The 25,347-nt window shown below is 73.2% G+C and carries 18 protein-coding genes and 1 riboswitch; of the genes, 14 read left to right on the forward strand and 4 right to left on the reverse strand.

The window, feature by feature from the left end; translation table 11 throughout:
- Positions 1-32 precede the first annotated feature (32 nt).
- Positions 33-1,448: a nucleobase:cation symporter-2 family protein gene (locus ACIQ7D_RS19210; RefSeq protein WP_403939300.1), complete on the forward strand. Its 1,416-nt coding sequence runs from the start codon at positions 33-35 to the stop codon at positions 1,446-1,448.
- A 161-nt stretch (positions 1,449-1,609) separates the two neighbouring features.
- Here ACIQ7D_RS19210 and ACIQ7D_RS19215 read toward each other — a convergent pair whose 3' ends face one another.
- Positions 1,610-2,221 carry a hypothetical protein gene (locus tag ACIQ7D_RS19215; protein ID WP_403938977.1) on the reverse strand — a complete coding sequence of 204 codons (612 nt, stop codon included), beginning with the start codon at positions 2,219-2,221 and terminating at the stop codon, positions 1,610-1,612.
- On the reverse strand, positions 2,218-3,936 hold the full coding sequence (locus ACIQ7D_RS19220; RefSeq protein WP_403938979.1) for a PHP domain-containing protein: 1,719 nt from the start codon (positions 3,934-3,936) through the stop codon (positions 2,218-2,220). The genes ACIQ7D_RS19215 and ACIQ7D_RS19220 overlap by 4 nt, the downstream gene beginning before the upstream one ends.
- Before the next feature lie 245 nt (positions 3,937-4,181).
- Between ACIQ7D_RS19220 and ACIQ7D_RS19225 the strand changes: the two genes are divergently transcribed.
- Positions 4,182-5,507, forward strand: a complete 1,326-nt coding sequence (locus ACIQ7D_RS19225) for a jacalin-like lectin (protein ID WP_403939302.1) — start codon at positions 4,182-4,184, stop codon at positions 5,505-5,507.
- Here the strand turns inward: ACIQ7D_RS19225 and ACIQ7D_RS19230 are convergent.
- On the reverse strand, positions 5,492-7,918 hold the full coding sequence (locus ACIQ7D_RS19230; protein WP_403938981.1) for a beta-galactosidase: 2,427 nt from the start codon (positions 7,916-7,918) through the stop codon (positions 5,492-5,494). The two genes, ACIQ7D_RS19225 and ACIQ7D_RS19230, sit on opposite strands and share 16 nt — an antisense overlap.
- 223 nt (positions 7,919-8,141) lie before the next feature.
- Positions 8,142-8,263, forward strand: a riboswitch (SAM riboswitch).
- A 178-nt stretch (positions 8,264-8,441) separates the two neighbouring features.
- Here ACIQ7D_RS19230 and ACIQ7D_RS19235 point away from each other — a divergent pair.
- The 12 genes from ACIQ7D_RS19235 to ACIQ7D_RS19290 all read left to right on the forward strand — a co-directional run bounded on the left by ACIQ7D_RS19235 (position 8,442) and on the right by ACIQ7D_RS19290 (position 24,570).
- Positions 8,442-9,560 (forward strand): PotD/PotF family extracellular solute-binding protein, encoded by a 1,119-nt coding sequence (locus ACIQ7D_RS19235; protein WP_403938982.1) that lies wholly within the window; start codon positions 8,442-8,444, stop codon positions 9,558-9,560.
- Positions 9,527-10,801, forward strand: coding sequence for an ABC transporter ATP-binding protein (locus ACIQ7D_RS19240; protein ID WP_403938984.1), 1,275 nt, complete (start codon positions 9,527-9,529; stop codon positions 10,799-10,801). The genes ACIQ7D_RS19235 and ACIQ7D_RS19240 overlap by 34 nt, the downstream gene beginning before the upstream one ends.
- Positions 10,798-11,676 carry an ABC transporter permease gene (locus ACIQ7D_RS19245; protein WP_403938987.1) on the forward strand — a complete coding sequence of 293 codons (879 nt, stop codon included), beginning with the start codon at positions 10,798-10,800 and terminating at the stop codon, positions 11,674-11,676. The genes ACIQ7D_RS19240 and ACIQ7D_RS19245 overlap by 4 nt, the downstream gene beginning before the upstream one ends.
- On the forward strand, positions 11,669-12,607 hold the full coding sequence (locus tag ACIQ7D_RS19250; RefSeq protein WP_403938989.1) for an ABC transporter permease: 939 nt from the start codon (positions 11,669-11,671) through the stop codon (positions 12,605-12,607). The genes ACIQ7D_RS19245 and ACIQ7D_RS19250 overlap by 8 nt, the downstream gene beginning before the upstream one ends.
- Positions 12,608-12,609: 2 nt before the next feature.
- On the forward strand, positions 12,610-14,709 hold the full coding sequence (locus ACIQ7D_RS19255; RefSeq protein WP_403938992.1) for a hydantoinase/oxoprolinase family protein: 2,100 nt from the start codon (positions 12,610-12,612) through the stop codon (positions 14,707-14,709).
- A 43-nt stretch (positions 14,710-14,752) separates the two neighbouring features.
- Complete coding sequence (locus ACIQ7D_RS19260) at positions 14,753-16,759, forward strand: hydantoinase B/oxoprolinase family protein (protein WP_403938994.1); 2,007 nt, start codon at positions 14,753-14,755, stop codon at positions 16,757-16,759.
- Between the two features lie 123 nt (positions 16,760-16,882).
- Entirely contained in the window at positions 16,883-18,103 is a 1,221-nt protein-coding gene (locus ACIQ7D_RS19265; protein WP_403938997.1) for a substrate-binding domain-containing protein, read from the forward strand.
- Positions 18,104-18,204: 101 nt separating this feature from the next.
- Complete coding sequence (locus ACIQ7D_RS19270) at positions 18,205-19,551, forward strand: ABC transporter substrate-binding protein (protein WP_403939000.1); 1,347 nt, start codon at positions 18,205-18,207, stop codon at positions 19,549-19,551.
- A 70-nt stretch (positions 19,552-19,621) separates the two neighbouring features.
- Positions 19,622-20,662: a carbohydrate ABC transporter permease gene (locus ACIQ7D_RS19275; RefSeq protein ID WP_403939003.1), complete on the forward strand. Its 1,041-nt coding sequence runs from the start codon at positions 19,622-19,624 to the stop codon at positions 20,660-20,662.
- Positions 20,659-21,558, forward strand: a complete 900-nt coding sequence (locus tag ACIQ7D_RS19280) for a carbohydrate ABC transporter permease (RefSeq protein ID WP_403939006.1) — start codon at positions 20,659-20,661, stop codon at positions 21,556-21,558. The genes ACIQ7D_RS19275 and ACIQ7D_RS19280 overlap by 4 nt, the downstream gene beginning before the upstream one ends.
- Before the next feature lie 67 nt (positions 21,559-21,625).
- Positions 21,626-22,654 carry a hydroxyacid dehydrogenase gene (locus ACIQ7D_RS19285; protein ID WP_403939009.1) on the forward strand — a complete coding sequence of 343 codons (1,029 nt, stop codon included), beginning with the start codon at positions 21,626-21,628 and terminating at the stop codon, positions 22,652-22,654.
- Positions 22,651-24,570, forward strand: coding sequence for a DUF2264 domain-containing protein (locus ACIQ7D_RS19290; RefSeq protein WP_403939012.1), 1,920 nt, complete (start codon positions 22,651-22,653; stop codon positions 24,568-24,570). The genes ACIQ7D_RS19285 and ACIQ7D_RS19290 overlap by 4 nt, the downstream gene beginning before the upstream one ends.
- A gap of 63 nt (positions 24,571-24,633) precedes the next feature.
- On the opposite strand, the gene ACIQ7D_RS19295 is transcribed toward ACIQ7D_RS19290, so the two are convergent.
- The gene (locus ACIQ7D_RS19295; RefSeq protein ID WP_403939015.1) at positions 24,634-25,266 is read right to left on the reverse strand and encodes an N-acetylmuramoyl-L-alanine amidase; all 633 of its coding nucleotides are present in this window, start codon (positions 25,264-25,266) and stop codon (positions 24,634-24,636) included.
- Positions 25,267-25,347 lie beyond the last annotated feature (81 nt).

A 25,347-nucleotide genomic window follows, 5' to 3' on the forward strand; every position in this document is an offset into this window, starting at 1 on the left:
GAACCGTTCCGTCCCCGCATCCCGTCGACCGGATGCCGCCGCCCGGCCGGCTGGGGCTGCTCGGCCTCCAGCACGTCCTGGTGATGTACACGGGCTGTGTGACCGTGCCGCTGGTCTTCGGCGCGGCCGCGAAGCTCGACACGTCCACCATCGGACTGCTGATCAACGCGGATCTGCTGGTGGCCGGGGTGATCACGCTGCTCCAGGCGCTCGGCGTCGGCCGGATCCTCGGTGTACGGCTGCCGGTCGTCGCGGGCGCCACGTTCACCGCCGTCACCCCGATGATCCTGATAGCGGGCGAGTACGGACTGCAGGCCGTGTACGGGTCGATGATCGCCGCAGGGGTCTTCGGCCTGCTGGTCGCCGTGCCCTTCGCCCGCGCCGTACGGTTCTTCCCGCCCCTGGTCAGCGGCTCCGTGATCACCGTCATCGGGCTCTCGCTGATAGGGGTCGCCGCCGGCCTGATAGCGGGTCAGGACCCGGCCGCCCCGGACTACGCCGCGCCCGGCCGGCTCGCGCTGGCGGGCGGGATCGTCCTGTTCATCGTGCTGGTCGGCCGCTTCGGCCGGGGCTTTCTCGCCCAGTTGGGCGTGTTGCTCGGCCTGGTCGGCGGCACGGCCGTCGCGGTGTTCATGGGCCTGACCGACTTCTCCACCGTCGGGGACGCCGACTGGTTCGGGGTGGCCGCGCCCTTCCACTTCGGTGCCCCCGAGTTCCCGGTCGCGGCCGTCATCTCGATGTGCGTGGTGATGCTGGTCACGTTCACTGAGTCGACCGCGGACATGCTCGCCGTCGGGGAGATGACGGGCCGCCCGCTCAGCTCCCGCGACCTGGCGAAAGGGCTGGCCGCCGACGGGGTGTCCGGTGTGCTCGGCGGGGTCATGAACGGCTTCCTGGACACCGTCTTCGCACAGAACGTGGGGCTGGTCGGCATGACCAGGGTCCGCAGCCGTTACGTCGCCGCCGTCGCCGGGGCCATCCTGATCCTGCTGGGCCTCGTTCCCAAGCTCGGCGAGGTCGTCGCCTCCCTGCCGGGCCCGGTGGTCGGCGCGGCCGGGCTGGTCATGTTCGCCACCGTCACGGCCGTGGGCATCAACACCTTGCGCAAGGTGCCGTTCGACGGCACGGACAACCTGCTGATCGTGGCCGTCTCCATCGGCGTCGGCATGCTCCCGGTCGCGGCTCCGACGATCTACCACGCCTTCCCGGACTGGTTCCAGATCATCGCCGGCAGCGCCATCACCAGCGCCACGCTCACGGCGTTCCTCCTCAACCTGCTCTTCCACCACACCGGCGCCAGGGGCACCCCGGAGGGGACCGAGCCCGTACCCGAGGAGGCGACCACCACCGGCGCCTCCGGGAAGGAGACGTCCGCGCCGCCGCTACCCGAGGCCGCCGACGCGCACGGGGGTCTCCGCGGCGCCGCCCGTCGCCGCTCGGGCGGGTGACGGTCCCCCGACGACTCGCCTGGTGGCGGGACGTGCCCCACCCCGCCACCCGGGTCGTGATCGAACTCCTCGCCGGCCTGTACCGGACCGGCTGAGCGCGGGCGCGGAGAGCGATCTCCCCCGCCCGCGCCCGCGCACGCGCCGCTCGGTCGGCTGACGCCTCAGTGGTCGGCGCAGCAGGGGGTCGGGTCCGGCACCTCGAAGGGGACCAGGACCCCGCCCGCCGCCTCCATCACCGTCAGCACCAGCCGCCCCTCCCGCCACTCGGGCCGGAGATGGTCCCGGGTCAGGATCCGGCGCTCGCCGTCCGGCGGCCCGGCGGCGCCGAGCAGCGCCACCTCGTCCACCGCGGACGCCGCGAGCAGTTCGCCCACCTCCACCGTGCCGGTGAGCGCGCCGGCGCCGGGGAAGAGCACCGCCCGGCCCGCGCCGCGTTCCGTCCGCTCGGCCACCGCGTGCGCCGCACCCTCGGACAGCTCGGCCGGGCCGTGGCGCCGCTCACCGAAGGCGAGCCCGACCGGTTCCGGCGCCGAGCGCACGGTCAGCGCCCGCCACACCTCGGCGGCCGTGGCCGCGTCCGGCAGCGTGAGCGAGAGCGCCAGATGCGGCCGCCCGCTCCGCACCACGTGGGTACCGACCGACGCGGTCCCCGGCAGGGCCAGTTCACCGACGAGCACCCGGGCCAGGTGATCGGCGTCGCCCAGAACGGCCGTGGCCCCGTCGACCCCGATCACCGTGGCCGCGTCGACCCCGATCACGGTCGCCGCTGTCATGCGGGCAGCACCCAGATCGGGTTCGAGTAGAACCAGAGGTCGCGCCACGGGTCGGCGTCACCGACGACGTCGAGCGCGGGCCCCGCCGGGTCGACGGCGGCACCCCGCGCGCCGACGGCGGTGCGGTTGCCGTCCGTACCGCGCAGCCGGACGTAGAGCGGCCGGTCCACCCGGCCCAGGGAGTAGGTGAGCCGGACCGTGCCGGTCGACTTGTCGACGTCGTACGACGAGACGACCTTGGCGGTCGGCGCGGTGAACGTGTCCTTGTCCTTCACCTCGCCCGTCACATCGCCCTGGATCACGTCCACCCGGGCCAGCTTCGGCACGAACTGCGCCCAGTTCGCGGCCCCCGCGAGCGCGATGTCGACCGTCAGCGTCACGTTCGTACCGCGCCGTACGTGCAGGGCGCCGCCCAGTGTGGCCCAGCGCCCGCCGCCCGCGACCCGGGCGTCCAGGCCGCTGATCAGCCCGCCGTGGTCCACCCAGACGCGTCCGGCGCGGATGCCGTCCATGACCGCCGCGTACGAGAAGCCGTCGGAGCCCACGTGCGTACGGCTGTACTGGCCCGGCCAGAAGTCGCCCTCGGTGAGGTCGAGTCCGCCCCGGTAGACCGGGTCGGTGTGCTTGCCGTTGGCCGTGAAGTCGGAGTCGGGGCCGCCGCGCTTCGCGGTGTCCGCGTACACGTTGTGCGAGTCCGAGTTGGCGGTGATCCACCACGGCCGGCCCTCGGCGAGCAGGCTGTCCCACAGACCGCCCACCGTGGCGGTCATCCAGTCGAACCCGCCCCACGTGCGGTAGCTCTCCAGCGGGTAGCCGGGGAAGGAGCCCGCGCCCGGGCTGCCGTCGTAGATTCCCCGCGCGCGGCCCATCCCGGTCGGCGCCGGGAGCCCCGCGGCCTGGTGGCCCGGCGCGCCCTCGAACCCGACGGCGATCTGGTGGCTCCGGGGTGTGGCGTCGCGCCAGGCGCGGATCTCGTGCGGGGAGTCGATGCCCTTGCGCGACGGGTGGTTGGCGAGCATCAGGGCATCCTGCACCTTGCGCCGCTCGACCTGCTCGGAGAGGAACGAGAGACCGGCGATGGCCAGCGCCTCGTTGGCCGGCGTGGAGTCACCGGCCCCGCGCACCGAGCCGTCGAAGGAGGTCTCGAACTCCTTGAGGACGGCGACCTCGTTACGGCCCGGGTGGACGAAGACCGTGCCGTGCTCGGCGGCCGGGATGTTCCACTCCAGACCCTGGAAGACCAGCGTGTCGTCGTACGCGGCACGGGCCTCCTTGATGTCCGGGTTGACCTTCTCCACCCCGATCTTGGCGTGCGTCCCGGAGCCGTGGTCGGTGATGACCATCCAGTCCAGGCCGTGCCTGGCGCCCTGCCGCACCTGGTCGACGACCCGGTACTTGCCGTCGCTGCTGTACTGCGTGTGGATGTGGTGGTCACCGGCCAGCCACAGGAAGCCGCCTGTGCGGTTCGTACCGGAGTTGCCCGGTCCGCCCCGGCCCGTGGCGTACGCGGGGGAGCCGGCCACCGCGCCGCCCGCCACGCTGCCCGCCGCGAGCCCGGCGCCCAGCAGCCCCGTCCTGCGGAGCATCGAGCGGCGGGAGAGCTGGGCGGGGGCGAGGGCTTCGTCGGGCACCGAGGTGTCGAGCGCGGGCGGCAGCGCCGTGCCCGTGTCCTGCGCGTGGGAGTGCGTGTGAGGGTGGTGGTGCCCGTGTCCCATGGAGACTCCTGTGTCCGGTTGTTGCCGTTGTGACAGAGAGGTTCCGGGTGAAACATGAACAGTGGGCGATCCGGGGATGATCGGCGGGCGGCCGCCGCACGGCAGGATGACGCGTCGCGCCGCTCCGCCTGCCCGGTTTGGCAACTGCCCTTGTGCGGCAGGCGACTTGACCGTACATGATGACCTTCCGCAGTACCTTCCCCGCACCTTTCTCACCTCCAGGAAAGGCCCCCATGCGAACTCCGATACGGAGACTGGTCGGCGTCCTCGCCGCCGGCGCGCTGGCGTTGACCGGCCTCGCCGTCACCCCGGCCACGCCCGCCGTCGCGGCCCCGGCGGCCGACTCCGGCACGCTGAAGGTCCTCACGTACAACATCGCCGGGCTGCCGCTCGGCCTCGGGCAGGGCGACCCCGAGACCAACACCCCGCTCATCGGGCAGCGCCTGGGCCCGTACGGCATCGTCAACGTCCAGGAGGACTTCAACTACCACGCCTCGCTGTACGCCAACGACACCCACCCCCATCGCACCGCCACCAGCGGCGGCGCCGCCTTCGGCGACGGCCTCAACACCCTCTCCGACCACCCCTTCGAGGACTTCGAGCGGGTCCGCTGGAACGACTGCACGGGCACCGACTGCCTCACCCCCAAGGGCTTCTCCCTCGCCCGGGTCCGGCTCGCCGAGGGCGTGTTCGTGGACCTCTACAACGTCCACACCAACGCCGACACGACGGATGCCGCACTGGCCGCCCGGCGCGCCAACATCGTCCAGCTCTCGTCCTTCATCCGGACGTCCAGCGAGGGCAACGCCGTCATCGTCATGGGCGACACCAACACCCGCTACACCCGCACCGGTGACAACATCCGCACCCTCGTCTCGGAGAACGGCCTCACCGACGCCTGGGTGAAGCTGGTACGCGGCGGCTCCGCCCCGGCCCTCGGCAGCGACGCGCTGGTCTGCGACACCGTCGCCCCCACGCAGAGCTGCGAGGTCGTCGACAAGGTCCTCTACCGGAGCGGCCCGCTGGTAGGTCTCGACGCCACCGCCTACACCAACGCGTGGCGCGCGTTCCTCGACGGCGCGGGCAAGCACCTCTCCGACCACTACCCCCACGCCGTCGACCTCGCCTGGTCGCGGCCCGCGAACCGGCGCGCCTCCGACTTCTTCGGCGGCCCGCACGGCGCCGCGTTCAACGACGCCCGCGCCCTTCCGGCCACCCCCGCGCCCCGCACCCTCACCCTGCGCGGCGGAGCCCGGCTCGACGGCCTCGACCTCACCCTCGACGGCGGTACGGTGCTGAGCCACGGCGGCGCGGGCGGCACCGCGTCCTCGCTCACGCTGGCCGCGGGCGAACACCTCACCTCGGTCAGGCTGACCCAGGGCCAGAAGGACGGCCGTACGCGGATCTTCTCCGCCGCGTTCACCACGGACCGGGGCCGTACCGTCGCGGCGGGCACCGCCACCTCGGACGCGGTGACCTACACGGCGCCGTCGGGATGGCGGATCGTCGGCTTCACCGGCCGCTCCGGGGAGGAGATCGACAAGCTCGGCGTCGTCTACGCGCCGAAGTAGCCTGCGCCCGAAGGGTCCGGGTCCTCCGTCGTACGCAGCCGGACCCGGCGGACCGGGACGAACGCCGCGGAGTCCACCGACGCCCGGGTCCTGGCCGCCGCCAGACCCTCCCGTACCGACGCGTCCACGTACACCCCGTCGTCGCGGCCCAGGGGCAGCACCCGGATCTCGACACCGTGCTCGACGGCCTCCGCGGCGTGCCGGCGCAGCCCGATCTCCCACACCGGGCCGTACCAGAAGTGGTCGGCGACGAGCCGGCCGCCGATGAAGGCGCGGGCCACGTCACCGGTGTACGTGAGTCGCAGCAGCACCTCCCCGCCCTCGTCGAACACCGCGCGAGGGACGGCGATCCGGTGGACCGCCGCCTCCGCGAAGTCGGCGTCCACCGGCGCCGAGGCCCGGTGGTGCGGGCCGCCGTCCCGGGCGGGCGGCGCCACGGCATCGGCGCGTACGCACTCCACGGCGGCGGCCCCGCCCCCGGCCGCCCCCGATGCCGTCCAGGTGGTGAAGACGCCGTCGGCGCGAGGGCCGGAGAGCCCCGTCGTACCGTCCGCGGGGGTACGGAGTCCGGCGGCGGTCGCGGGCGCCAGGGAGAGGGAGACGGTCTCCGCCTCGGTGAGCACGCGCAGTTCGCCGCCGTCGGCCAGCACGGCGTCGTCACAGAGCACCAGCCGCTCCGCACCCCAGATCCGCACCCGCTGGAGCCGGCGCCCCTGCTCCTCGGTGAGGAAGAGCAGCCGGACCGGCCCCTCGGACCCGGCGACCGTCACCACCGCGTCCGTCCCGGGCGCGGGAACCTCCACCACCGTCCGGCCGTCCCGCGTGGCGAGCGCCGTCCCGCCCGACACCACGGACCCCGGCGCCGGCGAGAGCTGCGGGGTGATCCCCGCCGTCGCCGCGAACACCGCGGTCGGCACCCCGTCGATCTCCAGCCGGGCCAACGGCTGCGCGCTCACCCAGTCGAGCCGGACACCGGGCCCCGCCTCGTACCCGAGGGGCCAGACGAAGTGCGCACCGCCCGGCACGGTCACCGGCGTGGCCGGTACCCGGTACGTACCGCCGTCCAGTGCGACATGGAAGCGGACCCCGCGATGGTCGGGGAGGGGTTCGTGGGGCTGATGGTTGTTGACGAAGAGGAAGCCCTCCCCACCGCTGGAGCGCACCGCCCAGCGCAGCGTGGACCGGTCGTCGAGGCCGTCCGGGCCTCCGTCGGGCAGCCGCAGCGGCATGTCCGCGAGCCGCGCCCCCGAGTCCCGGATCAGCAGATGCTGCGCGCGCAGCGCGTGGAACGAGGGGCGCACCTGGCCGTACTCGCCTATCGGCGCCTGGAAGTCGTAGCTGACCGACGGCAGGTCGTTGGGGTAACCGGTGGCGTGGGACTCCTGGTTGGGCAGCGCGAGATCCAGCCGCTGGGAGCAGCCGTGGTACAGGTAGTACCCCTGCCAGACCGAGCCGCTGCCGAGCTTGGCCAGCGCCAGCGCGGAGACATCCTCGGTCCGCACCAGGGGCCGCCGGTGATACGCGACGGCCATACCGGAGCCGAGTTCACAGGTGAGGTACGGATAGCGCCGGTCGTCCGGCACCCCGTGGCTCGCCCGGGTCGCGGGACGCAGATCGGCGCCGATGGCGGGATCGTCCCTGACCGGGGTGAAGAAGTAGTGGCGGCGCATCTCCCGCGCCCACCCGTCGTGCGCCTCCGCCCAGAACGCCTCCGGGTAGCCGCCGTACACCGGCAGCAGGACATCGCGCGGAAGATCGGCGGCGTCCCACCCGGTGGCGGTCCACAGGGGGGCGGCGATCCCCGCGGCCTCCGCGAGGCGGCGCAGCGTCGCGAGGTGCGCGGGCGCGTCGTACAGCTCGTTCTCGATCTGTACGGCGACGACGGGGCCGCCCTCGTCGTACGACAGGCCCCGCAGCTCCCGGCCGATCCGCGCGAAGTACCGCTCGACGAGCGCCAGATAGGCCGGATCGTCCGTGCGCGGGACGCAGCCGGCGCCGTCGAGCCAGTCCGGGAAGCCGCCGCCCCGGCACTCGCCGTGCGACCAGGGGCCGACGCGTACGGCGACGGAGAGGCCGAGGCCGCCGCAGAGCCGGACGAAGCGGCGCAGATCGAGGCCGTCGTCGAAACGGAACGTCCCGCGGCTCTCCTCGTGCTGGTTCCAGAAGAGATACGTGGCCACGGTGTCGATCCCGCCGGCCCGGATCTTCAGCAGCTCCTCGCGCCACTCGGCGGCGGGGTAGCGGCTGAAGTGGAATTCCGCCATCACCGGCAGCCAGGGGACCCCGCCCCGCAGGATCCTGCGGCTGTCGGGGACCAGGGGCGCACGGACCCCGCCGGCGCTGCCCATCGACAGGTGCCCCGACGGTCCGGGGGGTGGAGCGTGCAGGTCATGAGCGTGCAGCGACAACATGACGGACGGCTCCCGCTTCGGCGACGGCTGGGAAGATCGCTTCATCGTCGGCACCGCCCCGGGCCCTGTCAAGGAGTCCTCCTGGGTCGCCGTCCGCCATCGGTGAGCAGCACTTTTGGCCGGTATCGGTCTTACGCGATCCGCCTGCCCTGTGATCCAGGTGTGATGTTCATGTGATCCATCGTGTCTTCAGATCGCCGCCACGGGGTGTTACGTTTCTCGATGTCACGAGTCCCAGCGACAAGCCCCGGCTTGCTGGGCGGCAACCCTCCTTCTGCGGTGGGGTGCCCCGGGTGATGACACGGCTCCACGCGCACACCGATGTGCCGGGAGCAAGCGCGGACCTGTCAGCCAGGTCCAGTACCTGGGACGGGAGCACAGGATGACAGTGGACGCGGTGCCTCACAGAGCGTCGTCACGCTGCCCCGACCAGCGGCCCCCGCTCGACGAGCGGCCGGCGAACCATCACCCACGGGCCGGCGCGCCGTACGACGCCACCCCGCACCGAGGAGCCTCCACCCTCATGAGACCTGCCCTGTCACGCCCTCGCGGGCGACGCTCCCTCCTGGCCCTCGCCTCGGCCGTCACGGTCCTCGCCGCCGTCGCCGGGTGCGGTGTGGACACCGGCGGCTCCGGTGACGGCGGATCCGGCTCCAAGGGGGAGCAGATCACCGTCACCGCGTTCGCCGGCCCCTGGGGTGAGCTGTTCAAGAAGTCCTTCGTCGCACCGTTCGAGAAGGACACCGGCATCAAGGTGAACCTCGTCTACGGCGCCGACTCCGCCTGGCTCACCAAGCTCCGCGCCGCGGGCGGCAAGGACGCGCCGTTCGATGTCGTCGCCCTCACCCCCGGCTCCCTGCACCAGGCCGTCGGCGGCGGTCTCCTCCAGCCGCTCAAGACCGGCGACCTCAAGAACTGGAAGCAGCTCGACCCGGTGCTCACCCAGCAGTCCACGGTCGACGGCGCCTCCTACGGCGTACCGCTGACCACCGGCTCCAACGGGCTGCTGTACCGCACCGACAAGATCAAGCAGGCGCCTCGGGACTGGACCGACATCTTCGACAAGAAGTACTGCGGCCATGTCGCGCTGCCCCCGCTGACCTACAACGCGGGCCTGGAGTTCTTCTCCGCGCTGGTCTCCCAGGACGGCGGCAAGCTCTCCGACCCCGCCGCTGTCGACAAGGCGTTCACGAAGCTCGCCGCGCTCAAGGGCTGCGTCTCGGCGTACCCGGCGGACGCGGGCTCCGTCTCCACCGTCCTGCAGAACGGCGACGCCTGGATCGTGCCCTTCTGGGACGGCCGCGCCTTCGCCATGGCGCAGGAGGGGCAGCCGATCGGCTTCAGCTACCCGGCCTCCGGCGCCGTCGGCGCGCTGACCTCGTACTACGTACCCAAGGGCAGCGCGCACACCAAGGCCGCCTACACCTTCCTGAACTACCTGAGCGCCGCCCAGCACCAGAAGCCCTTCGCCGAGGGCACCTTCTACGGCGCGGGCAACGACACCATCGACTACAGCCCCGGTTTCAAGGACAAGGTCAAGTACGGCGAGGCCGTCTACAAGACCTTCACCTGGGTCGACTACAAGACGGCGACCCCCAAGCTGAACGAATGGCAGCAGCGGTGGAATCAGATCTTCAAGTGACCGGCAACCGGCACGACACCGACGGCGGGACCGCCGCGCACATCGACATCGAGGGCCTGGCCGCCGGGTACGAGGGGCAGCGCATCCTCGACGTCGACCGGCTCTCGATCCGGCGCGGCGAGTTCCTGTCCGTCCTCGGCCCCAGCGGCTGCGGCAAGACGACCCTCCTCAACAGCCTGGCGGGGTTCGTCCGCCCCACCGCCGGCCGGATCACCCTGGACGGCACCGACCTCACCGACGTCCCCACACACCGCCGGGGGCTCGGACTGGTCTTCCAGAACTACGCGCTCTTCCCGCACATGACCGTCGCCGGGAATGTCGCGTACGGACTCAAGGTGCGCCGCACCGAGCGCGCCGAGCGGGACGAACGCGTCGCCGAGGCGCTGCGCCTCGTCGGCCTGGAGGCGTACGCGGACCGCAGGCCCAAGCAGCTCTCCGGCGGCCAGCAGCAGCGGGTCGCCGTGGCCCGCGCGCTGGCCACCCGGCCCGCGGTACTGCTGCTCGACGAGCCGCTGTCCAACCTGGACGCCAAACTGCGCCGCGAGATGCGGGTGGAGCTGCGGGAGCTCCAGCAGCGCCTCGGCATCACCATGGTCTTCGTCACGCACGACCAGGAAGAGGCGATGTCGCTCTCGGACCGGATCGCCGTGATGAACGGCGGCCGGGTCGAACAACTCGGCACCCCCACCGAGGTGTACCGGACGCCCGCGACCCGCTTCGTCGCCGAGTTCATCGGCGCGGCCAACATCCTTCAGGGCACCGGCGCCCTTGACGGAACGCTCCACCTGGGCGGGGCACGGCTGGACTCCGGACTGGCCACGCTGCCCGACGGGGAGCCGGTCACCCTCGCCGTACGCCCGGAACGCGTCACCGTCCGCGCCGCCGAGGCCGGCGGTGACAGCGGCGCCGGTGGGTCGGCCGGGGCCGAGCGCGGCTCCGGGATCGTCGGCTACCGGGCGTTCACCGGGGAGGCGTGGCAGGCACAGATCGTCGTGGCCGAGGGCGTCGCGGTCAACGCCAGGACGGCCGAGGAACCCCCGGCCGTCGGCGCCCGCGTCGCCTTCGGCTGGTCCGCGGCCGATGTCATCGTCCTCGGACCCGCACAGGACGGCGGGGCCGGGGGAGCGGGCGGAACGGCCGGCGGGGGTACCGCCCCGGCCGGCGGGGACGACACTCCGGTCACCGGAGACGCCGCCCCGGCCGCCGGGGACGCCGCCACGAAGGAGGCGACGCCCGGATGAGCGCGCCCGCCGCCCGCGCGCCGCGCCGGCTGCGCGGGCTGCTGCCCGTCACGCCGGTCGTGGTCTTCCTGCTGGCCCTGTTCGTGATCCCGCTCGTGCGCGTCCTCGCGCTCAGCTTCCACCCCTCGGACGCCAACGGCTATCCGCTCGACGGCTACTCGTTCACGCAGTACCACAGGGTCTTCACCGAGGCGTTCTTCTCCGAGTCCCTGTGGCAGAGCCTGCTCACCTCGCTGCTGGTCACGGCCTTGTGCGTGCTGCTCGGCTTCCCCGCCGCGTACGCGCTGGCCCGTGCCCGCAAGGGAGTCGTCCGCACCCTGCTCTTCGTCGCGGTCGTCTCCCCGCTGCTCACCAGCGTGGTCGTCCGCAGCTACGGCTGGGTCGTGCTCTTCTCCGCCAACGGCGTGGTGAACCGGACCCTCGTCGGCCTCGGCATCCTGGACCAGCCCGCGTCCCTGCTGACCAGCTATGCCGTGGTCGTCGTCTCCGTCACCCATGTCCTGCTGCCGTTCGCGATCCTGCCGCTGACGACCGCGCTCGGCGGTATCGACGACAACCTGGCCCGCGCCTCGCGGAGCCTGGGCGCCGGGCCCGTACGCACCTTCTGGAAGGTCACGCTGCCGCTCAGCCTGCCCGGCATCGCGGTGGGCGCCACCGTCGTCTTCCCGCTGGCCATGGGCATCTACATCACCCCGCTGCTGGTCGGCGGCGCCAACCAGCCGCTCGCCGGGCTGCGCGTCTACAGCCAGATCACCAGCGTCTTCGACTACCCGGTGGCGGCGGCGCTCAGCCTCACGCTGCTCCTGCTGACCCTGGTGGGCGTCTCCGCCCTCGGCACCGGATTCCGCTTCTGGGAACGGAGACTCCATGGCTGACCCGGCCGTCGACCCCGCGCACGACCACCCCGCCGCCGACCGGTCCGTGCGGACCGCCGCGAAGAGCGCCGCGCCCACGAAGGGGGGCCCGCCCGCCACGGCAGGACCGCCGTCGCGCAACGGCGCCGGCCGGGGCTCCGTCCTGCTGCGCCGCGCCGGACGGACCGCCGTGGCGCTGCCCGCCGTCGCCGTCTTCCTCTTCCTGCTGGCACCGCTCGCGGTCCTGGCGCTCAGCTCCCTCAACTCCACCAGCTCCCTGAGCTTCCCGCCCAGCGGACTCTCCCTGCGCTGGTACTCCGAGGTGCTGTCCTCCCCGGACTGGCTGGTCTCCTTCCGGCTCAGCGGGGTCCTGGTGCTGCTCGTCGTCCTCACCACCGTGACCATCGGCACGCTCGCCGCCTATGGCCTGGTCCGCGGCGACTTCCCCGGCCGCGGCCTGCTCTCCGGGCTCGCCCTCGCTCCGCTGATGGTCCCCGAGATCATCATCGGTCTCGGCCTGCTCTACTACTTCCAGGGCCTCGGCCTGGTCAACACCCTCCCCGGGCTCTGGCTGGCGCACTCCCTGGTCGCCCTGCCCTTCGTCATCCGTACGGTGATGGTCAGCGCCCAGGCCCTCGACCCGACTCTGGAACGCGCGGCGGCCACGCTCGGCGCCGGGCGGGCCCGTACCTTCCTCACCGTCACCCTGCCGCTGCTGCGCCCCGGCATCCTCGCCGGAGCGGTCTTCGCCGCCGTCACCTCGCTCGGCGAGGTCGCGGTCTCCGCGCTGGTCTCCGGCTCCAACACCACCACCGTGCCGGTCCGTATCTTCTCGGCGGTCCAGTTCCAGCTCGACCCGTCGGTGGCCGCCGTCTCCACGCTCCTGATGCTCGTCAGCGTGCTCGTCCTGGTGGCCGTCGACCGGTTCACCAACTTCTCGGAGGTGCTCTGACCGTGCCCGCTGACCCCACCGCCGCAGCGGGTGGACCCGCCCGCCCCCGCGCCCGCGTCGGCATCGATGTGGGCGGCACGTTCACCGACTTCGTCCTCGCCGTGCCCGGCGACCGAGGCACCCTCCTCCACCACAAGGAGCCCAGCACCCCCGGCGACCCGGCGCGCGCCGTCGCCGACGGACTCGCCGCCGTCCTCGACCGGGCCGGACTGAACCCCGGCGATCTCGCCGCCGTCACCCATGGCACCACCATCGGGCTGAACGCGATCATCCAGCGGCGCGGCGCCCGGATCGCCCTGGTCGTCACCGAGGGCTACCGGGACATCCTGGAGATCGGCCGCAGCCGCATGCCGTCCTCCTTCGACCTGCACGCGGCCAAGGAGGAGCCGCTGGTCCCCCGGGACCGGATCGTCGAGATCCCCGCCCGGCTCGGCCCGGACGGCCGCCCCGTACGTGTCCCCGACGACCGTGAACTCGCCCGGGTCGCCGAGGAACTGCGCGCCACGGACGCCGAGGCCGCCGCCGTACTCGTGCTGCACGGTCACACCGATCCCGCCTTCGAGGCGGAGGTCACCCGCCGGCTCGCCGCGCTCGTCCCCGGGCTGCCGCTCACCTCGTCGGCCGCGATCTGGCCCGAGGTCCGCGAGTTCGAACGCGCCCTCGTCACTTGCCTCAACGTGTACATCCAGCCGCTGATGCGCCGCTATTTCGACCGGCTCGAAGCGCTCCTCGACGGCCTCGGCGTCACCGCGCCCGTCTACATCGCCGCGTCCAACGGCGGCTCGCTCAGCCTGCGTTCGGCCGCCGAGCGCCCCATCGAGACCGTCCTGTCGGGACCGGCCGCCGGCGTCACCGCCGCGACCCGGCTCGGCCGCGCCGCCGGGATCAGCCGGCTCGTCACCTTCGACATGGGCGGCACCAGCAGCGATATCGCCGTCGCCGTGGACGGCGAACCGGAATTCGCCACCCACACCACCATCGGCGGACTCCCGCTGATCCTGCCCGTCGTCGCGGTCAACGCCATCGGCGCGGGCGGCGGTTCGGTCGTACGGGCCGACACGTACGGGGCCCTCAAGGTCGGCCCGTCGAGCGCCGGGGCCGACCCCGGGCCCGTCGCCTACGGCCGCGGCGGCACCCGCCCCACCGTCACCGACTGCTATCTGCACACCGGCGTCATCGACCCCGCCACCTTCCTCGGCGGCCGGATGACCCTCGACGCGCCCGCCGCCGCCCGCGCCCTCGGCCTGGTCGGCGACGAACTCGGATTCGCCACCGCCGACCCCGGCGCCGCGGCCGACCGGGCGGCCGACGGCGCGCTGCGGGTCGCCACCGCGGGCATGGCCGTCGAACTCCAGAAGACCCTCGCCGGACGCGGCCTCGACCCCGCCGAGTTCACCCTCGTCCCGTTCGGCGGCGCGGGCCCCACCCACGCGGCCGTGCTCGCCGAGGAGGTCGGCATCCGCGATATCGTCGTCCCGCCCGCCGCCGCCACCTTCTGCGCGCTCGGCGCGGTCGGCGCCGACCTGCGCCGCGACTTCGCCCGCAGCCTGCGCCGCGACCTTGACGACGCCACCGTCGCCGCGCTCCGCGACATCCTCGCCGGACTGGCGGAACGGGCCCGTACCTGGCTCGCCGAGCAGGGCCCGGCGACCGCGCCGCCCGTCCTCACCCTGGCCGCCGACATGAGCTACACCGGGCAGGCGTACGAGCTGCGCGTGGAGCTGTCCGGCGAGCTGACCCTGGCCGCCCTCACCGAGGCGTTCCACCAGGAACACGAACGGCTCTACGGCTTCCGCGACGCCACCGCCGCCGTCCGGCTCGGCACCGCGCGGCTCGCCATCAGCGCCGCGGGCCCCGACCTCGCCACCGCCCCCGCCGAGGCCGCCGCGGGCGACCCGCCGCCCGCGCGGGCCGGCACCCGTACCGTCCTGCTCGCCGGAGAGCGCGTCACCGCCGACGTCCACCGGCGCGACGGACTGCGCACCGGGAACACCCTCACGGGACCGGCCGTGATCGAGCAGGACGACACCACCGTGCTCGTACCACCGCACTGGTCGGCCACCGTCGACCCGCTGGGCAACCTCCGGCTCCGGCACTCCTGACCACCGCACCGCACGTCACGGCAAGGCAAGGACGCATCCGACCATGAAGCTCGACCCGGTCACCCTGGAGATCATCGGCAACAAACTCGGCGCCCTCACCGAGGAGATGTGCCTCACCCTCCAGCGCACCAGCCGCTCCCTGTACGTCAAGGAGACCGCCGACTTCTGCTGCGCGCTCGCCGGACCCGACGGCGCCTTCACCGCCTACCCGCGCGGCATCGGCGTCTCCGGCTTCGTCGGACTCGACGTCCGTACGGCCGTCGACCACGTGGGCCCGCTGGAACCCGGTGACGTCATCGTCACCAACGACCCGTACACCTCCGGCGGTCTGGCCACCCATCTCACCGACATCCAGCTCATCGAGCCGTACTTCCACGACGGCGAGGTCATCGGCTACGGGTGGGCGTTCATCCACTGCTCCGACATCGGCGGACGCGTCCCCAGCAGCCTGGCCCCCACCAACCACGAGATCTACCAGGAGGGCCTGCGCATACCGCCGGTCAAGCTCCTGCGGGCCGGTGAGCCCAGCCGCGACATCACCGCCCTCCTGAAGGCCAACAGCCGTACCCCCGAGGCCAACGACGGCGACCTGCGCGCCATGCTCGCCGCTCTGCGCACCGGCCGCGAGCGGCTGGCGCGGGTCGTCGCGCAGCACGGCGCCGCCGATGTCGCCGCCGCCCACACCGACCTTGTCGAGCACACCGCCGACAAGGCCACCGCCGCGCTGGCCACCCTGCGGGACGGCACCTACCGGTTCACCGACTACCTCGACGACGACGCGGTCTCCCCGGTGCCCGTCCGGATCTCCGTGACCGCCACGCTCGACCGGGGCGCCCTGCACCTCGACTTCACCGGCACCGACCCCCAGGTCGACGCCGCGTTCAACATCGCCAGCCACGGCCGCGCGCACGCCTGGATCACCACCCGCGTCCTCGCCCTGATCTGTACGCTCGACCCGGGCATCCCGCTCAACGGCGGACTGATCAGGCCCGTGACCGTCACCGCCCCCGAGGGCTCCGTCGTCAACGCCCGGCCGCCCGCCGCCGTCGGCATCCGGCACGCCACCGCCTCCCGCGTCAACGACGCGCTCGGCGGGGCGCTCGGCCTCGCCGCGCCCGAGGTGATGCCCGCCGCCAGCAGCGGCCTCGTCGTCCCCGTCGTCGTCGCCGAGAACGCGCCCGGCGGCGGACAGAACGTCCAGGTCCTCGAACCCATGGTGGGCGGCACCGGCGCCCGCGACGGCGCGGACGGCGTCGACGGCCGCGACAGCGGCATCTCCAACCTCGCCAACAACCCCGTCGAGACCGTCGAGACCGAGATCGGCGCGGAGATCGTCCGCTACGCGCTGCGCCCCGACTCCGGCGGCCCCGGCCGCTGGCGCGGCGGCTGCGGCCTCGAACTCGTCTTCCGCGTCCTCGGCGACGACAGCAGGCTGCTCGCCCGCGGTCTGGAGCGGATGCGCTTCCGCCCCTGGGGCACCGCGGGCGGCGGCCCCGGCGCCCCCGCCGAACTCGTCATCAACGAGGGCCTGCCCGGCGAACGCCGCTACACCAAGATCGACATGGTGGCCCTGAGCCGCGGCGACACCGTCACCCTGCGCACCTCGGGAGCGGGCGGTTACGGAGCCCCCTGGACCCGCGACCCGCGGGCCGTGCTCGCCGACCTCCGGCGCGGGCTGGTCACCGAGCGGGCCGCGGCGCTCTCGTACGGCGTCGTCGTCACCACCGGACCCGACGGCCGCCCCGCGCTCGACGAGGCCGCCACCGAGGAGCTGCGCCGCACCCCGCCGGCCCCGCTCACCGAGGCCGGGCCCGAGCGCGCCGCCTGGGACGCGGTCCATGACACCGAGGCCGCCGACCGTCTGGTCGCGGCGCTCTTCCGCCTCCCGTCGTCCCGCCGCTACGCCCGCCGGGCCGCCGTCCACACGGCGGTGCTCGCCGCGCTCCCCGACGGTTTCCCCGTCACCGCCGCCTCCGCCGCGGAACTGGCCGAGGCCCGCACCGTACTGCGCCGCCACACCGACGCGCTGGAGGAGGAGAGCACCGTCTGATCCTTCCCGCCGGTCCACGCCGGCGGACGACTGTCGCTATGCTGCGGCCCCAAGCGCTCATTCGAAGCAGTCAAACGAACAGGCGCGGGGTACGGCGGCGGTACGGCAAGGGGGCAGGCGGACATGCGGGAGCCGGTCGAACTCAGACGGCAACGGATCCTCGCGGCGGTGGAGTCGCGCGGCGCGGTCAAGGTGAGCGTGCTCGCCACCGAGCTGGAGGTCTCTGTGGTCACGGTGCGGCGCGACGTCGAGGAGCTGACCCGGGCCGGCCGGCTGCGGCGCGCCCACGGCGTGGCGCGCGCGGTACGGCCCGTCGAGACGGCGGTGACCGCCCCGGCGGCACGCCGGTCCGAGCAGCCCGCCGAGGGCGGCGCGGTCGCCCTGGTGGTGCCGGAGCGCCACTCGTACCTGTACGAGGCGGCGTACGGCGCCAGACCGGTGCTGGAGGAGGCCGGGTTCCGGGTCGCCCTGCACGTCGCCCCGCAGGCCCCCGGCGCCGAACGGCCGCTGGTGGAACGGGCGCTGGCGGACGGGGCGCGGGGGCTGCTGATCGCCCCGAGGTGGCGCGGCGCGGACACCGAGGAGGCGGACCACGGCTGGCTCGCGGGGGTGGGCGTGCCGACCGTCCTGATGGAGCGGCGGCCCCGGCCCGGCAGCGCGCTGCACGCCCTGGACATGGTCTGTTCCGACCACTGGTACGGGGTGCACCTGGCCGTCGACCATCTCATCGGCCTCGGCCACCGCCGTATCGTGCTGGCCGCCCGCGACGACAGCCCCACCGCGCGCAGTATCCGCGCGGCCTTCACGGAGATAGCCGCCGCCCGGCCTGAGGTGGCGGACTGGTCGGTCGCGCTCTCCTCGCCCGACGCGGTGCCGGCCCCCGTACCCGGCTCCCCGGGGGCGGAGGCGCCGCCGCGTGACCGCACCCCGCTGGACCTCGCGGGGCTGCTGCGCGAACGCGGCGCCACCGCGGCGCTGCTGCACGGCGACGTGGACGCGCTGATGCTGGTCCAGAGCCTCGCGGAGCAGGGCGTACGGGTGCCGCAGGACTGCTCCGTCGTCGCGTACGACGATGTGCTCGCCGCGCTGGGCTCCACCCCGCTGACCGCGGTGGCCCCGCCGAAGGCCGAGGTCGGCCGGGCGGCGGCCGAACTGCTCGTGCACCGGCTCTCCCGGCCGGGGGGCGCGGCCGGCCCCGTACGCCGGATCGAGCTGCTGCCGGAGCTGAAGGTACGCGGCTCCACCGCGCGCCCGGCGGACGCCCCGGCCCACGGCCCGGCGGACCCGCCGCCCCCGGGCGCGGGCGCTGTACGGGTCCCGGCGCCGATCCCCGTACAGAAGTGAGCGTTTGACCGTTTCAACTTTCTTCTGAGCGATCTATTGACCAATTGTGATCAGCCGATCAGGATTCCCCGTGTCTCGAACCGGAGCCGCGGGAGGCCCCCATGCCTGGTCGACAGAGCCGTCGATCCGTGCTGGCCACGATCGCCGCGCTGCCCCTGACGGGCGCCCTGGGCGCCTGCTCCGGGGGTGGCGCGGACACCCGATCGGGCAGCGCGAGCACCACCAGCGGAAAAGCCACGCACCTCACCTTCTGGTCCGCGCTGCGCGGCAGCCAGGAGGTCGTGGACGCCTTCAACAAGACCCATGACACCATCCAGGTCGACTTCCAGCAGATCCCCGGAGGGGACTCCGGCGGTTACGCGAAACTCAGCAACGCGGCCCGCGCCGGCAACGCCCCGGACATCGCCACGCTCGAATACCCACAGGTCCCCGGCTTCGCCATCGACGGCGTCGCCCGGGACATCACCGGTCTGGTCAGCGACCGGCTGCGGGCGAAGCTGCTGCCCCAGGCGCTGGGGCTGACCACCTTCGAGAAGCGGATCTTCAGCCTGCCCCTCGACATCGAGCCGATGGTGATGCACTACCGCGTCGACCTCTTCGAGCGGTACGGACTCGACGTCCCCCGCACCTGGGAGGAGTTCGAGTCCCTCGCCAGGACCGTGCGCCGCAAGGCCGGGGACCGCCGCCTCGTCCTCTTCCCCACGGACGGCTTCACCCAGTTCGCCGCGTACTCCTGGCAGGCCGGCGCCCAGTGGTTCGACACCGCGGGCGGCGCCTGGAACCTCTCGCTCGCCGACGAGCCGACCCGCCGCGTCGCCGCGTACTGGCAGCGGCTGATCGACGACGACCTCGTCTTCATGAACGCCGTCAACAGCCGCCAGGCCGACGCCCAGATCGCAGACGGCCTCGTCCTCACCCGGCTCACCGGAGCCTGGGACGCCGGCGCGCAGATGAAGGCGCGCCCCGGACAGAAGGGCCAGTGGGCGATCGCCCCGCTCCCGCAGTGGGACACCGGCCGGCCCGCCGTCGGCACCCACGGCGGCTCCACCTTCGCGGTCACCAGCGGCAGCCGCCACCCGGAGGCCGCCATGGAGTTCATCGAGTGGCAGATCTCCCACCCCGACGCGCTCCGCGCCCGGCTCTCCAGCGGTGCCAGCAGCCAGTACCCGGCGGCGCCCGGGCTCGTCGCCGTCGGCCGGGCGGCGTTCGACCGCGACTACTACGGCGGCCAGGACATCTACACCCTCTTCGAGCAGCAGGCACACACGATCCGCGGCGGCTGGGTCTGGGGTCCCCGGTCCAGCGCCACCCAGCGGGTCATGCAGGACGGGTTCGCCCGGGCGAGCGGGGGACAGGGCTCCCTGATCTCGGCGGTGCGCGCGGCACAGGAAGGCACCATGCCCGACCTGAAGGCCCTGGGCCTCGCCACCACCGAGCACAGCACCTGAGCGCCTGCCCGCCGACCGGCGAACGCCCCCACCCGTCCCGTCCCAGCAGCAGAGAGGCAGGTGACACCTCATGACCACCCCCATGACCGATCCCGGCTCCAGCTCCCTCACCACGCCCCCGGCCACCGGCACCGCGCCACGGTCCGCCGCGAGCGGCGCCCCAGGCGCCCCAGGCGGCCCCGCGGCCACCGCCCGCTCCGCCCGGAAATCGGCCAGGCGCCGTGTACTCGGCGCGTGCGGTGTCCTGATGACCCCGTTCTTCGCCCTCCTTGTCACGGTCTTCCTGATCCCCGTCGGCACCGCCGTCTGGCTGAGCTTCTTCAGCGACGACCAGCCCGGCCTCGGCTTCGGCCCCGAACGCACCGTCTTCGTCGGACTGCGCAGCTACGCCGCCGTCCTGACCGACCCGACCTTCCTCGGCGGCCTCGGCACCGTCGTCCTGTACTGCGTGATCTACATCCCGCTGATGGTGATCGGCGCCCTCGCGCTGGCCCTGCTGCTCGACTCCGGAGTGGTACGCCTGCGTTCCTGGGCGCAGCTCGGACTCTTCCTGCCGCACGCCGTGCCCGGCATCATCGCCGCCCTCATCTGGCTCTACCTCTACACCCCCGGCATCAGCCCGATCATCGAACTCTTCGGCAAGGCCGACATCACCATCGACTTCCTCGGCGTCCACACCGTGCTGCCGTCCATCGTCAACATCGCGCTGTGGAGCAACCTGGGCTACAACATGGTGGTCTTCTACGCCGCGCTCCAGGCCGTACCGCGCGAGGTCATCGAGGCGGCCGTCGTCGACGGCGCAGGACCGGTCCGTACCGCCCTCCAGGTCAAGACGCCGCTGGTGCGCTCCTCGATCGTGATGGTGGCCATGTTCACCCTCATCTTCGCCCTCCAGCTCTTCACCGAACCGATGCTGCTCAGCCAGTCCACCCAGATGATCAGCTCGCGCTTCTCGCCCAGCATGTACATCTACGACGCGGCGTTCACCCGTAACAACTACAGCCTGGCCGCCGCGTCCTCCGTCGTCCTGCTCGTCTTCACCGTCGCCCTCTCCTACGGCGTCACCCGCTGGACCAATCGCGTCAACGCACCGGAGGAGGCAACCCGATGAGCGTGACGAGCACCGCCCCGCGCACCCCGCCACCCGCCGTCACCCGCGGCGGTCCGCCGCGCCCGCCCCTCCTCGGCCGTGCCGTCGTCAACCTCGTCGTCGGCATCTCCGTGCTCTACACCCTGCTGCCGGTGCTCTGGCTGGTGCTCGCCGCCGGCAAGGACCGCGACGCCCTCTTCCGCAGCGATCTGCTCGGTGCCGGCAACTTCTCCTTCGTGCAGAACCTGAAGGACCTGTTCGCCATGGACGGCGGCCTGTACACGCGGTGGTACGGCAACAGCCTGCTGTACGCGGTCCTCGGCGCCGCGCTCGGCGCCCTGATCTCCATCGCCTGCGGCTACGCCTTCGACAAGTACCGCTTCCCCCACAAGGAGAAGCTGTTCGGGCTGGTCCTCGCCGCCGTGATGGTCCCGCAGACCGTCCTCGCGCTGCCGCTCTACCTGATGGCCTCGAAGACCGGCCTGGTGAACACCTTCTGGGCCGTCTTCATCCCCGTGCTCTTCAACCCCTTCGGCGTCTACCTCGGCCGGATCTTCAGCCAGGGGTACGTACCGGACGAAGTGCTCGAAGCGGCGCGGGTCGACGGCGCGGGCGAACTCACCACCTATGTACGGGTCGCCCTGCGGATGCTCGGCCCCGGCCTCGTCACCGTCTTCCTCTTCCAGCTCACCGCCATCTGGAACAACTTCTTCCTCCCCATGGTGATGCTCTCGGACCAGGACCTGTATCCGGTGAGCCTCGGCCTCTACACCTGGAACAGCTCCGCCTCCGTCTCCCCGGAGTACTACCCCGCGGTGATCATCGGCTCGCTCCTCGCCGTGCTGCCGCTGATCCTCGCCTTCACCCTGCTCCAGCGCTTCTGGAAGTCCGGCCTCACCGCGGGCTCCGTCAAGTAGCCGCCACGGGAACGGCCGCCCGGCCAGGCAGGACCGCCGATCCTGTGCCACCCCTACCAGGAGAGAGATGCCCCCCACCCCGACCGCACGCCCCCGTCCGCGCGCCGCGCTCGCCATGTCACCGCGGGCCGCGGCGGCCGTCCTCGACCCGGAGAGCCTGGCCGCCCTCGGCGCGGTGTGCGCGCTGACGCCGCCGCCCGTCCTCGACGACCTCACCACCGAGCGGGCCCGCGCCACCCTCGCCGACGTGGAACTCCTCGTCACCGGCTGGGGCTGCCCGCCGCTGGACGAGGCGGTCCTCGCGGCTGCGCCCCGGCTGCGCGCCGTCGTCCACACCGCCGGTACCATCCGCGGCCATGTCACCGAGGCGTGCTGGGAACGCGGCATCGAGGTCTCCTCGGCCGCCGCGGCCAACGCCCTGCCCGTCGCCGAGTACACCGTCGCGATGATCCTGCTCTCCGGCAAGCGGGTCCTGGAACGCGCCCGCGCCCTGCGCGCCACCCATGAGCGCGGCGACTGGCTCCGGATCTCCACCGGCACCGGCAACTACGGCCGTACGGTGGGGATCCTCTCCGCCTCGCTGATCGGCCGCCGGGTGATCGAACTGCTCCGCCCGTACGATCTGCGGATCCTGCTGCACGACCCGTACGTCTCCGACGCGGAGGCGACCGCGCTCGGCGCGCACCCCGTCGGACTCGGCGAACTCTTCGCACACGGCGACGTGGTCAGCGTCCACACCCCGCTGCTGCCCGCCACCCGCGGCCTCGTCAGCCGTGAACTCCTCACCTCCATGCGCCCCGACAGCGTGCTCATCAACACCTCGCGCGGCGCCGTCGTCGACCAGGACGCCCTCACCGATGTCCTGCGCGCCGGGCGGGTCCGGGCCGTTCTCGACGTCACGGACCCCGAGGTCCTGCCACCCGAACATCCCCTCTGGACCTGCGAGAACGCGCTCATCACCCCGCATCTCGCGGGCTCGCAGGGCAATGAGCTGCGCCGGCTCGCCGACCTGGCCGTCGGCGAGGTCACCCGCTGGGCGGCGGGCGACGGCTTCGATCACCCCGTACGACGCGAAAGGCTGGCATTCCTCGCATGACCCCCACCCACGGCACCCCCGCCCCCGGCGGACCCGCCTTCCCCCTTCCCGCCGACGACCGGGCGCTGAGCCCGCTCACCGGATACACCAGGGCCCACTGGGAGGCCACCGCCGACGGACTGCTCCAGGCCGCCTGGCGCTGGGCCACCCCCGGCAGCGCCCTGCTCGACCTGCCGGGCCGGCCCTCGGGCTCCGGGGTGCGCTCCGACGGCCTCGAAGGCTACGCCCGTACGTTCCTGGCGGCCGCCTTCCGGGTCGCGGGCGCGGGCGGCAAGGACCCGCACGGCTGGCTCGACCGGTACGCGGACGGGCTCGCGGCGGGGACCCGTACCCCCGGGCGGGACGACACCGAGTCCTGGCCGCTCATCCTCGACCACCACATACAGGGCCAGCCCATGGTCGAGTCCGCGTCCGTAGCCCTCGGGCTGCGGCTGACCGCGCCCTGGCTCTGGGACCGGCTGGACCCCGCCGTCCAGGACCGCGCCGAGGAGTGGCTGCGCGGCTCCCTGCGCCATACCCCCGCGCCCAACAACTGGTACCTCTTCCCGTACTCGGTGGCCGGGTTCCTGGAGTCCGTCGGCCGCGGCGACGCCGAGACGGCGCGCGCCAGGGAGCGGGCGCTCGCCCTGCTGGAGGGGTGGTACCAGGGCGAGGGCTGGTACGCCGACGGCGACAGCCGCGCCTTCGACCACTACAACGGCTGGGCCCTGCACCTCTATCCGATGCTCGACGCCCATCTCGCGGGCGACTCCGCGCAGCTGGCGCATCACGGCGCCCGGCTGCGCGCCCATCTCGACGGCTTCTCCCTGCTCTTCGGCGCGGACGGCGCGCCGATGTACTTCGGCCGCTCGCTCGCCTACCGGTTCGCGGCGGGCGCGGCCGTCGGTCTCGGCGCCGTCACCGGACACACCCCGCTGGCGCCCGGGGTGTCGCGACGGCTGGTGAGCGGCGCGCTGCGGTACTTCCTGGACCGGGGCGCGACCGGCGACGACGGGCTGCTGAGCCTCGGCTGGCACGGCCCGCACGAGGCGACGCTCCAGCACTACTCGGGCCCCGCCTCGCCGTACTGGGCGTCCAAGGCGTTCGTCTCGCTCCTCGCCCCCGAGGACCACCCGCTGTGGACCGCGCCGGAGGAGCCCGCGCCGAGCGAGGGCCCCGACCGGGTGCTGGCCCTGCCCGTACCGGGTCTGCTGGTCCAGTCGACCGGCGCGGACGGGATCGTACGGCTGCACAACCACGGCAGCGACCATCTGCGCCCGCACGAGGGCGAGGCGGGCGTGGCCGACGATCCGCACTACAGCCGGCACTCCTACTCGACCAGGACCGGCCCCACCGCCGCGGCCAACGTCGCGGACAACCAGATGGCGGTGGAGGTCGCGGGCCGGGTCGCCGGCCGTCGCCGGATCCACCCGCTGGGCGCCGGCGGCGGCGAGGGCTGGGGCTGGGCGGCCTCCTGGCACCGTCCGGTCTTCCCCTCGGGCGCGCCCATGGTGCCGGGGCTGCGGGTGGAGAGCGTCACGGTGGCCCGGGGACGGTACGAACTGCGGGTGCACCGCGTGGTGAACGCCCCGCCGGGCGCGCGGGTCCGGCAGACCGGCTGGGCGACAGGCCCCGACGAGGAGGTACGGTCCGCCCTGCACGGGCTGTACGGCTGGGAGGCGGAGCCGGGGGAGCGACGGGCCCCGCAGGGAACGGCGTTCACCCGCTGGGCGGTGGTGCCCGAACTGACCGCGCCGGCCGAGGGCACGCTGCTGTTCGCCGCCCTCGCCACGCTGACGGCGGAGTCCGGCGCGGCCCCGCCGACCGATGCGGTGAGCGGGGTGAGCGTCGACGGGGGGACCGTCGAGGTCCGGTGGAGCGACGACGGATCGCGGACCCGGATCGCCTTCGGCCCGCTGACGGTCGACCACGGCTGAGCGGGCCCGCACTGACGCTTCCGTCCCGCCCCGCCGTGTCACCGGCCGGGCGGGGCGGGGGAGTCAGCCGTTGACGAGATCGATGTAGCGGGCCCAGTCCCAGTACTTCCCGGGGTCCGTGTGCGTGGCCCCGGGCACCTCGCTGTGCGCGATGATGTGCGCCCGTGTCTTGGGGATGCCGTACCGGTCGCAGACGGCGGCGGTGAGCGCGGCGGACGAGGCGTACAGCGCGTCGGTGAAGTAGGCCGGGCGGTCCACCCACCCCTCGTGCTCGATACCGATGCTGCGGGTGTTGTAGTCCCAGTTGCCGGCGTGCCAGGCGACGTCCTTCTCCCGTACGAACTGCCCGATGTACCCGTCGGCCGAGGCCACCATGTAGTGCGCCGACACCTTCTTGGCCGGGTTCTGGAAGATGTCCCTCGCGTCCGGGAAGGTCTCCTGCGTCACATGGATCACGACGAAGTCGACGGAGTACTGCGTCGGGCGCGAGGCGACGGTGTAGTTGGAGGCGCTGGCCGGGATCCAGTGGGTCGTCGGATAGGCGACGGCGGCGCGGCGGCCCGCCGGACCGGCCGCCTCGGCCGCCGAAGCGACCGAAGCGGCGCTCGCGGTGGTGAGTCCGAGGGCGGCGGCGCCCAGATACGCACCGGATCTGAGCAGCGAGCGCCGGGACGGGGTGGGGTCGTGGGCTTCCATGATGGTCTCCCGAAATCCGTTTGCCGTGGGGGGAATTGACGCGCGTAGCCGGATTCCTCTCCATGCTGACCGGTCGACAGG

Source organism: Streptomyces sp. NPDC096310, from assembly GCF_044763125.1.
Taxonomy (GTDB): domain Bacteria; phylum Actinomycetota; class Actinomycetes; order Streptomycetales; family Streptomycetaceae; genus Streptomyces.